General features: G+C 41.5%; 8 protein-coding genes. 6 read left to right on the top strand and 2 right to left on the bottom strand.

From position 1 onward, the window contains the following. A partial coding sequence (locus tag Q0541_RS14795) for a FecR family protein (protein ID WP_298911469.1) occupies positions 1-1,002 on the bottom strand: 1,002 nt, incomplete at its 3' end. Between the two features lie 732 nt (positions 1,003-1,734). Here Q0541_RS14795 and Q0541_RS14790 point away from each other — a divergent pair. Continuing rightward, on the top strand, positions 1,735-3,039 hold the full coding sequence (locus tag Q0541_RS14790) for a hypothetical protein (RefSeq protein WP_298911468.1): 1,305 nt from the start codon (positions 1,735-1,737) through the stop codon (positions 3,037-3,039). A 385-nt stretch (positions 3,040-3,424) separates the two neighbouring features. Here Q0541_RS14790 and Q0541_RS14785 read toward each other — a convergent pair whose 3' ends face one another. After that, on the bottom strand, positions 3,425-4,246 hold the full coding sequence (locus Q0541_RS14785) for a sulfurtransferase (protein WP_298911467.1): 822 nt from the start codon (positions 4,244-4,246) through the stop codon (positions 3,425-3,427). Between the two features lie 34 nt (positions 4,247-4,280). Here Q0541_RS14785 and Q0541_RS14780 point away from each other — a divergent pair, with 34 nt between their 5' ends. From Q0541_RS14780 to Q0541_RS14760, 5 genes are all read left to right on the top strand, one after another. After that, positions 4,281-5,249 (top strand): MnmC family methyltransferase, encoded by a 969-nt coding sequence (locus tag Q0541_RS14780; protein WP_298911466.1) that lies wholly within the window; start codon positions 4,281-4,283, stop codon positions 5,247-5,249. Between the two features lie 573 nt (positions 5,250-5,822). Continuing rightward, complete coding sequence (locus tag Q0541_RS14775) at positions 5,823-7,058, top strand: two-component system response regulator (protein WP_298911465.1); 1,236 nt, start codon at positions 5,823-5,825, stop codon at positions 7,056-7,058. A 195-nt stretch (positions 7,059-7,253) separates the two neighbouring features. Beyond that, a complete protein-coding gene (gene glmU, locus Q0541_RS14770; protein ID WP_298911464.1) occupies positions 7,254-8,633 on the top strand; it encodes a bifunctional UDP-N-acetylglucosamine diphosphorylase/glucosamine-1-phosphate N-acetyltransferase GlmU in 1,380 nt (459 codons plus the stop codon). Between the two features lie 648 nt (positions 8,634-9,281). Continuing rightward, the gene (locus Q0541_RS14765; protein WP_298911463.1) at positions 9,282-10,244 is read left to right on the top strand and encodes an ABC transporter permease; all 963 of its coding nucleotides are present in this window, start codon (positions 9,282-9,284) and stop codon (positions 10,242-10,244) included. Between the two features lie 64 nt (positions 10,245-10,308). Next, positions 10,309-11,262 (top strand): ABC transporter permease, encoded by a 954-nt coding sequence (locus tag Q0541_RS14760; RefSeq protein WP_298911462.1) that lies wholly within the window; start codon positions 10,309-10,311, stop codon positions 11,260-11,262. The last annotated feature ends 18 nt before the right edge of the window (positions 11,263-11,280 follow it).

Raw genomic sequence — 11,280 nt, 5'->3', positions numbered from 1 at the left:
TTTCTTTCTTGTCTCTGTGTCTTCTTGTGTTTGAGGGTTAGCGTAAGGCTTATTTATAGGCTTATTTTTTGTTGGTTTTACTGGAGGATTTACTGGCGGATTTACCGTTTTAATAGTGTGATTTTTTTCAGGAAGCTGCTCAGTATTTGACAGAACTTGTCTTATGTCCTCAAAGGAATTTGATGGGGAATTATCTCCAATGGAGTTTATTGGGGAATCATTGGTGGAATAAGTTGAAGGACTAGTAGTTAGCTCTACAAAAGATGGGTTTTCAACTACTCCCTCACCTGTAATGGGCGACTGTGCTTTCAAAGCCGCAGCAGTTTCAGCTTGAACGCTAGCGTTCGCTTGATCGGCCGTAGGCGTTGGATTTTGCCTAGTCAAATTAAGTCCCCGAACCAGATCGCTCGTTTGATAAAAATTTCTCAGATCAAAATCGTATAAGCCCTGAAATTCGCCTTTAACTATAACCATCATCTGTCCTGCTTGCAGCACTTGAGTTTGAGAAGCTTCCTGATTAGAAACTTCAATGCCGCTATTTGTCAGCGCACCCACAATCGTGGTATCTGTTTGTTTGTCGTAGCGTACAAATAATGCTGAACCACGAATTGCTGCTGCTGCACTTGGCGTTTGTATACGTGTTTGCCCCCTACCAGGTGGGATAAGCAGCAACGCAGTCCCGTTTGACAGTTTAAAGCTGCGAGTCTTTGGTAAAAATTGAAATATAGCCTGTTCGCCAACTCGTGCCAAAGAACCGTCGTTAAAGCGCAAGTCTGCTAGGGAAGCTCGACCAGTTGACAACCCATCCCCTGGAGTCATTGCATCTAATTTGCGTGCAGGACGCTTCTTCAGTTGATCTTTAGGTATCAGTAGTACCAAGTTGCGGAGGTTCTGAATCTCCGCTCGCGTTAGAGGAGTTATGGCACTTACCCGATTTTGTAAAGGCAGTACTATAACTCCCCATAAACCAATCACTAACAATGGAAACGATTTATGAAACATAATTTGATAATTTATGAACTTCAACTAATAACAAAAAAGTTAAAGGTTTAAGAGGATGTTTGAAAAGTTGCCAAGTATACTATAAACCCCACTTTCACTCCTCCCCCCATAGGGAGAGAGGCTTTGAAACCCCCCTTACCGATGAGGAAATGAGGGCTAGGGGGTTAGGTTTGGGAGGGTTTGATGTTACTAAAAATACTTTTAAAACATCCTCTAAGCTGCTGCTAATTCTTATAAGTTTTCCTAGTTAAATTCATTTGCATTTTAGCCTAAATTTAATACATACATCAAATCAATAGCAAATAAATTATGTGTTTAGTTTATTTAAGTTTTTCTTCTTAAACTGACATCTTATGCAATAAAATCTGTAGCAGATTTCAAAGTTAGTATTTGATATCAACAATTAAATGAGAGTACCTTACAGATAATCCTTTCTAATCAGATCAGCCACAGGATCATCAGTTATGTGGGAAAAGGAATTGTTAAAAATATGTTGTGAAATGACTTACTGACTGTATTTCACTAAAGTTGAGCAGAAATTGGATTGGAGCATCTCAGTTTTGCAAAAAAATCCGGGAGAAAATCCGAAAAGCAGCAATTTCAGTTTGTAGTTTCAGTATATACCTACGAAACGAAAAGAGATGCGCTTAATAGCTGTATCTTCTGAGTCGGAACTTCCGATACAGCCTATAGGTCTACATTCGCCAAACGCGATCAACGCGATCTAACCAGATGCGACTCAATAACTGGAAGAATTTATTTTTTTGTATTTTGTTAGCTTCCAGTGGTGGAAGCTGGTGTTGCATTAGAGTAGATGCGGCAGAATCTGCAAATACAGATATTTGGCGTTCTAAAAATTTAGCAAACACACAGGTAACTTATCAGCTATGTCAGAAGTTAGAGCAAGAGGTAATTAACTTTTTGTGCAAGCAGTCCAGTGAGTCGCAAAGTTTGGACTCGCAGATGCCGTTAAATCTGGCACAACAGCAAACACCAGCTACTACTCAAACCCCACCAGCTGCAACCGAAGAACCTGGAGATACTCAAAAGCAAAATGACCCGCCCCAGTTAGAATCACAGCCAAGTGTTTTGCCTACATCTCCTCTAGACTCAAAAGAGCAACTGTTGAATGCACCTCAAATAAATCAGTCCCAAAGGCTACAGAGGCTAATGCAGCTGCTGCGATCGCCAAAACAGCCACCTGAGTCTGAGAGCGATCGCGAATTGGGGTTGTGGGTGCGATTACGACCTTTAGAACAACAGCCACTCCCACCGACAGAACAATCCGTACCTAAGTTTAAACCCATAGGCTATCTACAAGGCCGTGTAGGTTACTTGCAGACGAGCAATATTTTTTCCTCAAATGATAGTCCCATAGATGATGGTTTAATTATTTCTGGACTGACGCTAGCCTCTGCATATTTCCCTTTGGGATCTAAGACTTATTTAAACGGCTCAATTGATGGCAATCTCATTCGTTATATCAATCAGTCAGCATACAATTACAACCAGGTGAGATTTAATCTCAGTATTTACCAGCAGTTCTCACAGCGAATGTACGGAGAAGTCAGTTACAGCAATCAACAGTTATTTTATGCCAATAACAGCCGTAGCCTTGATAGCTTCAAAGCAGGCGATCGCTTTTTAAATGAGAATTCCCTGCTACTGTCTTTGGGACGGCGAGATACCTTAACTCCAAAATTAACGTTAGATAGCTTCTACGAGTTGAGTGTAAATTTTGCTGATCCCCTAAGTCGTGATCGGATAATCAATTCTTTTTGGATTTCCCTAAACTATTACTTGCAAAAGCCTCTCCAGGTTGGTATTGACTACCAAGCGAGCTTCTCGGACTTTACACAGCGCGATCGAGAAGACCAATTTCATCGGCTATTCGGGCACTTAAATTATCGAATATCTGATACTACTAATATGAATGTAGAAGCTGGAGTTAGTTTAGGTAGTTCAACCGCCGAAAATATTGATTTTGATGGCTGGTTCTTCAGTATTAATTACAATTTGCAATTAGGTCGATTTTGATCACAGACGCGATTAATCGCGTCTGTACAGGAGGTAGGAGTTAGGAGTTTAAATTTTTTCTTCACAGGACTTACGCACGGGTTATGAAAGAACGAACCACAGAGACACAGAGTACACGGAGGAATGAGAGTTTGAGAGGTTTTTTGCGTAAGTCCTACTTCAGTCTAAAAGGATGTTTGTCAAGTCTAAACTCCAGTACTAACCCTGGCAACTTCTAGTCGCACGCTAGTTGCTCATGGGGAGCCAGTACGCTGGCTTGGCTATACATACAAAATCCACTTGCGTAAGTTTGAAACCCTTGATTTTTCTTAGTCCACGGCGGTGGACAATGTAGTGTAGTAGCGACTTCTAATCGCTTTTTAAACTTCTTACTCGTAACTCCTAATTATAAATAAGAAATCCAATCACTCCAGCTACCAGCATAAAGTTTACCCTTGCTAATGCCAGCTAATTCTAAAGAAAGTAAATTCACACAAGCAGTAACGCCAGAACCGCAATATACTAAGACTTCTTCAGCTGTTGCTAGCTGTTCCCACCGACGGCGTTGTTCTTCTTGAGGAAGTAGGTAGCCGGAAGAGTCTGTAACTTCTTGCCAAGGATAGTTGACTGCACCAGGGATATGTCCGGCAATTTTATCGATTGACTCTCGTTCACCTCGGTAGCGATCGCTTTCTCTTGAATCTACCAATACTACCTCGTGGCTGTCTTTGCGGTTTTTCACCGCTGTAATATCTACCACCTTTTCTGTTTGTACTTGAGCTACAAACGTACCCATCTGGGTGTGAGGAACGACATTTGTAACAGGATATCCAGCTTTTTGCCATCCAGCAAAGCCTCCATCCAGTACCGCGACTTGCTCATGTCCGAGATAGCGCAATAGCCACCATAGACGAGCCGCAAAGGCAAAGCGCGAATCATCATAAGCTACAACTAAACTTTTTTGGTAATTTATCCCAATCGCAGCAAATTTGTTAGCTATATCATTGGGGTTAGGTAAAGGATGTCTCCCGCCATGTTTACCCACTGGACTGGAAAGATCCTGATTCAAATCTAGGTAATATGACCCTTGTATATGACTTGCCTGGTACTGTTGTTGTCCTAGTTGTGGATCAGCTAGAGAAAAGCGACAATCCACAATAACGACTTGCGGATCTTCTAGATGTTCAAACAGCCAAACAGGTGAAACAATAAATTGAGGATTGGGCATAGGGCATTGATCATTATTCAGTTTTTTTTATAAGATGTCAGACTTAGAGAATTTTACACCTAAGTTAACAGCAGATGGTTCTTTCACCTTTGTCTCTCAGGAGTTTGGTGAATCCTTTCACAGCCATTATGGAGCTAGGCAGGAGAGTTTTTTCAAGTTTGTAGAACCGACTCAACTGGCTACAGCCGCTCAAAAACCAGTCTTGCGGCTGTTGGATGTTTGTTATGGTCTAGGATATAACACAGCTGCTGCTTTGCAGACAATTTGGGCAGTGAATTCCAGTTGTTGTGTTGAAGTAATCGGCTTAGAACTGAATCCAGCGGTTCCACAAGCTGCGATCGCTCATCATTTGTTCGACAATTGGAACTGTAACTATATTGAAATTTTGAAAGAACTTGCTTTTGAGCATCAAGTGCAAACACCTTGCCTGAAAGCGAAGCTACTAATAGGCGATGCTAGAACTACGATAACGCTAGTACGTCAGTCGGGTTTCTGGGCAGATGCAATTTTCCTTGATCCCTTTTCACCACCACAGTGTCCTCAATTATGGACTGTTGAATTTATTAAACAGCTGTCATTGTGTTTACATCCAGATGGTTTATTAGCCACCTATTCTTGTTCTCCTGCTGTACGCACAGCGCTTTTATCTGCTGGCTTGGCTGTAGGTTCTACCCCACCGGTGGGAAGGCGATCGCCTGGTACTGTGGCAGCTCATTCTGGGAGTGCTGAGTTTAAAGACCACTCAGTACTTAGCACTCAGCACGGACTAAACCATAGCTATCCGCTAACAGCACTTACTACCCTGTCACAAGCTGAAAAAGAACACTTGCTAACCCGTGCTGCCATTGCTTATCGCGATCCTCAATTGAGCGATCCAACCGAAGTCATAATGAGACGGCGACAACAAGAGCAACAAGCCTCTTCACTCAAACCTACCTCCCATTGGCGAAAAAGGTGGCTATTGGAAACACAAAGCAGGGATTTTATGGGGACTAGTTTCTAGTTAGGAGGCGATATCTACAACGGACGTAGCTGCGGCAACTACAGACCTCATCCTCAGTCCTTAATTCCAGACAAATTATCTATATTTTCCAATAATTCTGATTTCCTTTCCAGATACTCACGCAACGAGTTTTTACGAGCCAAATAAATTAAATTTGTGATAGTATCTAATTTTACATACTGCTTAAAAGTATTTGAGTGTTGCTAGAACTGAGTAACTAAAAACATATATACTTAATGTTACTATCAAGGCTTCCAACTCAAAACCCGATATCTTGATATAAAGCGAGCAGTTACAGTGCTTTCTGGCGTTACCATCTTAAAAAATCTCCGTAAAAAACCTGATTTAAGATTTGTGCGAATTTATAATACTGGAATTAGAAGCAAAACAAAAAATTTGACAACAAGATACCCCTTGTTCGTGACATAAAAGATACATACTGTGAAAAACTCAGATAGGCAGCTTGATATAATCCATAATCTCTATGGAACCTCTGGCTCAGATCCAGTTGAATATTAAATTTGTTTTTGAAATGTGACACTGTTAACTTGTGCAAAAAACTGGAGTGCCTTTGTGATTCAATGGAAACCCAACCATACAGGCTTTACAGAACAAATTGTTAGTGGATCAAAACCCATTAGCAGAGTGAAGAGTATCGGTTCAAATCATGCCGTAGGATCGCCAAATAATCTGGAGGCTTATTCTTTAGGCTTATCTCAAGAAGACCTTATGCTTGAAGATAGCGGAGCAATGTCTTCTTGGATAAAAGCTGATGTTAATTGTGATGATGATTCATTGGTCTCTAGAACACTACAAGCCAAAGGTTCTAAAGTGAGTGGGTTTGATTTAGATCCGCCGAAGGTTTTAGTCGTTGACGATCATGCCGCCAGTCGGATGACTGCTGTTGCCCTTTTGGGGATGGAAGGATACGAAGTAATTGAGGCAGACAGTGGTTACATTGTTGTAGGATTGGTAACTCAAAAACAACCAGATTTGATTTTGCTGGATGTGATGATGCCAGGAATGGATGGATTTGAAGTGTGCCAATTGCTCAAACAGGATGAGCAGACCAGGCTAATTCCAGTGATTTTTATTACAGCGTTAAATGACAGGCGATCGCGCATTCGGGGAATTGAAGTTGGGGCAGATGATTTTCTCACCAAACCCTTTGATCGTGTGGAACTAGCGGCGCGTGTAAAGTCTTTGGTGCGGCAGAAGCGTCTGAACGAAGATTTGGACCATGCTGAACAAGTACTATTTTCCATTGCCATGTCGATTGAAAGTCGCGATCCCAATACAGGCGACCATTGTGAACGCTTGGTGAAATTGGGACAAGTTTTTGGTGAATACCTCAATCTCTCACGCTACCAAATTCGAGATTTGATGTGGGCTGGTTATCTCCACGATATCGGCAAGGTGGGTATTCCCGATGCAGTGCTGCTGAAAAAAGGCAAACTCACCCCCGAAGATTGGCAGATCATGCAGCAGCACGTTTTGATTGGGGAAAAAATCTGCAAGCCACTACGCAGTATGCGAGGTGTAATTCCGATTATTCGTCATCACCACGAACGCTGGGATGGCTCAGGCTATTCTGATAGACTCAAGGGAGATGATATTCCCTACCTGGCGCAAGTATTTCAGTTAATTGATATTTACGATGCTTTGACCAGCGAACGACCTTACAAAAGAGCTTTTACTTCAGCAGAAGCACTTTCAGTGATGCAAGAAGAAGCTGATTCCGGTTGGCGTAATCCCAAACTAATGCAGCAGTTTGCCGAGTTTATTAGGTCTGGTCATGAAAAAGAGTAGGGAGTAGGGAGTAGGGGATAATGATTTATAGCTGCTGTAGCGCGAATTGGTATTATAATCTTTGCCTTTTACGAAAGTAGTTCTCCTGACTCCTTTTATATTTCACTCTTCTATGATTTGCTGGTATGATTTGAGGCTACATTTTAAAGTACCAACAGGATTAATCATAATTTCACTGATAGCTGATAGCTAATTATGGTAGTTGTAGCAATTTTAGCGGCGGGACGCGGCACACGGATGAAATCACGCTTACCCAAGGTTTTACATTCTTTGGGTGGGCGATCGCTAGTTGAGAGAGTTCTCGAAAGTGTAGAACCACTTTCCCCCTCACGGCGAATCGTGATTGTGGGGTATCAGTCCGAGGAAGTGCAAGCCGCCATGCATTCAATTCCCAGCTTGGAGTTTGTCGAACAGGCTGTGCAACTGGGAACAGGTCATGCCATCCAGCAATTACTTCCTCACTTGAAAGACTACACTGGGGATTTGCTGATACTTAACGGCGATTTACCGTTGATACGCAGCGAAACCCTCAAGCAGATGTTACAAACTCACGCCCGAAATCAAAACGCCGCGACTATTCTCACCTCGCACCTACCCGACCCCACGGGCTACGGGCGAGTTTTTTGTAACGATGAAAATATTGTGCAGCAAATGGTCGAGCACAAGGATTGTACTACTGCTCAAAGACAAAATCAGCGGATTAACGCTGGAGTTTACTGCTTCGGCTGGCAAGATTTGGCAAAGGTACTGCCCCATCTACAGACAAACAATGCCCAAAAAGAATACTATCTCACTGATGCTGTGACTCAGGTCGGACAAGTAATGGCAGTGGATGTGGAAGATTACCAAGAAATTCTTGGCATTAATGATCGCCTGCAACTGGCGACAGCATCTGAAATTTTGCAAAAACGAGTCAAGGACAAATGGATGCTGACGGGTGTCACCCTCATCGACCCCACAAGCATCACCATTGATGAAACAGTAGAATTACAGGCAGATGTAATTATTGAACCCCAAACTCACCTGCGGGGAAATACGGTGATTGAAACAGGAAGTCACATTGGACCAGGAAGTTTAATTGAAAATAGTCACTTAGCTGAAAATGTCACGGTGCAGTATTCAGTAGTAACAGATAGCATTGTGCAGGCAGGAAGCCGAATTGGCCCCTATGCTCATTTGCGCGGTCAGGTACAAGTGGGTGCTGGTTGCCGGGTGGGGAATTTTGTGGAATTGAAAAATACGCAATTAGGCGATCGCACGAATGCAGCACATTTGTCGTATATAGGTGATAGCGTTGTCGGCAATCAGGTGAATATTGGTGCCGGTACAATTACTGCCAATTATGACGGCGTGAAGAAACATCGTACCAAAATAGGCGATCGCACAAAAACTGGTGCCAATAGCGTTTTAGTGGCTCCACTCACCTTGGGAGATGATGTCTACGTGGCTGCTGGTTCCACTATTACAGAAGATGTGCCTGATGATTCTTTGGTGATTGCCCGTAGTCGTCAGGTGGTGAAATCAGCTTGGCGAAGGAAAAGTGTTGAAAATGAAACCACAGATCAACACAAATAATTCATCGGTGTTAATCGCAGTTGATCTGTGGTTTTAGACAATAAACCAGGATTTTTGCAAGATGTCTAATCTAGCTAGATTAGTAGTGAAGCCAAAATCTCAACACATAACATGGAAGAACTGCTAGAACTTAGGCAACTTCTAGAACAAGGCAAAGTCCATGAGGCGCTGCTGTTGGTGGATGAGTTAGAAAAAATGAGCCTCAGTGACAAATATCAATAAAATTGATTATCCATTTAGGGACTGACAACAAATAAATTATCCAGTCTTGTGGGGTAGTCCGAAAAGCCTGCCTTTGCCTACGGGCGCTCGTGTCGCCCACCCCACAATAAGTAGTTGAGTACTTTTTTATTTGTCCGTCCCCCAAGACCCCAATGATGAACCTGTCGAAAAAGCCAAATAGGTAACAACCAAAACCAAGAAAAAGACCAAATCTCAGCCCCAATCATCCGCACAATAACATCAGTAGCTGGATTAAAACTCGTTTTTTGTCTAAATCCTACTAATTTACCGTTGTTTTTAAAGATAAACCTTTTTGTATCCGTGATGCTATCTTGCAAGTTTCTGATCTACTAAACTGAAAAATAAACCTGTATTAAATCAGTTACCTTCTCGTTTACAAGAGGAAGGCAGATTTTGTAATAGCTAATGAATAAATACTTAATTAATCGTCTACTAATTGCTATTCCCACGTTAATTGCCATCAGTGTTGTCATATTTACTATTCTGGCATTGGCACCTGGTGATCCAATGGGAGAATTTGCGCTCAATCCCTCTATCACAGCTGAAGTTCGGGAAAATATTAGAATATCTTTAGGTTTAGACCAACCGCTCCATATCCGCTATATTAAATGGGTTACAGCTTTTGTGAGTGGAGACATGGGCTATTCTTTTACTAGCCGCAGTCCAGTAATTGGTTTAATTCTCCAACGCCTAGCAACAACGCTATGGGTAGTTGGTTCTGCCTACCTTTTTAGCGTACTGTTGGCTATTCCTTTGGGAGTAATTTCGGCTCTCAAACGTCATTCTCTTATTGATACAATTTTGACTACTTTAGTTTTTTTTGGGTTTTCTCTACCAACATTTTTTACTGGCTTACTGTTTATTATTATCTTCAGTATCCAACTGAAATGGCTGCCTTTTATCTATAACAGCACTTTACAGGTGACAGATTGGCAGAGTTTTATCACTCAAATTAAACAATCTATTATGCCTATTTCCGTATTAGGACTCTGGCAGACGGCAATGCTGATGCGCTTTGTGCGTTCAGAGATTTTAGAAAATATCAATCAAGACTATGTGCGTACTGCTTATGCTAAAGGATTACCCAAATTTTTAGTTATCAATCGTCATGTTTTGCGGAATGCATTAATTCCTGTAGTGACATTGGTAGCCTTGGATATTCCAAGTGTCTTTACAGGTGCTTTAGTTACAGAAAAAGTTTTTCGTGTTCCGGGTATTGGTGCTTTATTAATTGACTCTATCTATAAAAATGACACACCAGTTATCATGGCAATTACTTTTATATATGCAATTTTAATTGTGATTTTTAATCTCATTGCAGATATTCTTTATGGTTTATTAGATCCTCGCGTTAAATATACGAAGTAGCTAAAAAATTCAAAATTAAAAAGTATACAAATTAAATGTATAACATCTGAGAAACTAGATATTTATGTTGAAACGATCGCCTAATCAAAGTTCAGAACTATCCAAATTTTCAGTTGATCCAGCGTCAACAAATCTTGTTTCTAAACCAGAATCGCTCACACAAGAAGCATGGCGCAAGTTTTGTCGGAATCGTCAGGCTTTGTTTGGTATTGTAGTCTTACTAATCATAGTCTTAAGTGTTTTATTTGGGCCTTTTATTTATAATATTCCCATCAACAAAATTGACTTTGCTAAATCTACTCTTGCCCCCAGTTGGGCACATCCATTTGGTACTAATGATTTAGGTCAAGATATATTAGCAAGAGTGTTGCACGGCGGACGAATATCGATCGCAGTTGGAATTTTTTCGATGTCAGTAGCCATAACTCTCGGTACACTCATCGGCGCACTTTCTGGTTTTTATGGTGGCTGGCTGGATATTGCTTTGATGCGTTTGACAGATTTGTGTTTAGCTTTACCACGGCTGCCATTATTATTATTGGTGATATTTTTGTTTCGGGATGCAATCAAAGCGATCGCTGGCCCAGAACTAGGTATATTTGTGTTGATAGTACTGGTGATTGGCGGACTCAACTGGATGTCTGTAGCCAGATTAGTCCGAGCTGGTTTTTTGACAGTGCGAGAATTAGAATTTGTTACAGCAGCTCGTGCTCTTGGTGCTTCTCCTAGTCGATTAATTTGGATTCATATTTTGCCCAACGTGATTAGTCCGGTACTAGTTGCTGCTACTCTTTCAGTAAGTACTGCGATCGTGACCGAATCAACTCTTAGCTTTTTTGGTCTAGGTTTTCCCCCTGATGTACCAACTTGGGGACGAATGCTCTATGAAGCGCAAAACTTTTTAGAATTTGCTCCCCATATGATTATTTTCCCTGGCACAGCAATATTTCTTACTGTGCTAAGTATCAACTATATAGGTGATGCTCTCAGAGATGCTCTCGATCCTCGATTATTGTAAATTAAAAGACATAAGGCA

The sequence above is a fragment of the uncultured Nostoc sp. genome, from assembly GCF_937863485.1.
Lineage (GTDB): Bacteria > Cyanobacteriota > Cyanobacteriia > Cyanobacteriales > Nostocaceae > Nostoc.
Note: the sequence above shows the minus strand (reverse complement) of the source record. Positions and strands in the feature narration are given on the sequence as shown.

Excerpts from the sequence above, each read along its gene's own strand:
- Q0541_RS14790 (WP_298911468.1), top strand. The coding sequence starts at position 1,735 with ATGCGACTCAATAACTGGAAGAATTTATTTTTTTGTATTTTGTTAGCT.
- Q0541_RS14785 (WP_298911467.1), bottom strand. The coding sequence starts at position 4,246 with ATGCCCAATCCTCAATTTATTGTTTCACCTGTTTGGCTGTTTGAACAT.
- Q0541_RS14780 (WP_298911466.1), top strand. The coding sequence starts at position 4,281 with ATGTCAGACTTAGAGAATTTTACACCTAAGTTAACAGCAGATGGTTCT.
- glmU (WP_298911464.1), top strand. The coding sequence starts at position 7,254 with ATGGTAGTTGTAGCAATTTTAGCGGCGGGACGCGGCACACGGATGAAA.
- Q0541_RS14765 (WP_298911463.1), top strand. The coding sequence starts at position 9,282 with ATGAATAAATACTTAATTAATCGTCTACTAATTGCTATTCCCACGTTA.
- Q0541_RS14760 (WP_298911462.1), top strand. The coding sequence starts at position 10,309 with ATGTTGAAACGATCGCCTAATCAAAGTTCAGAACTATCCAAATTTTCA.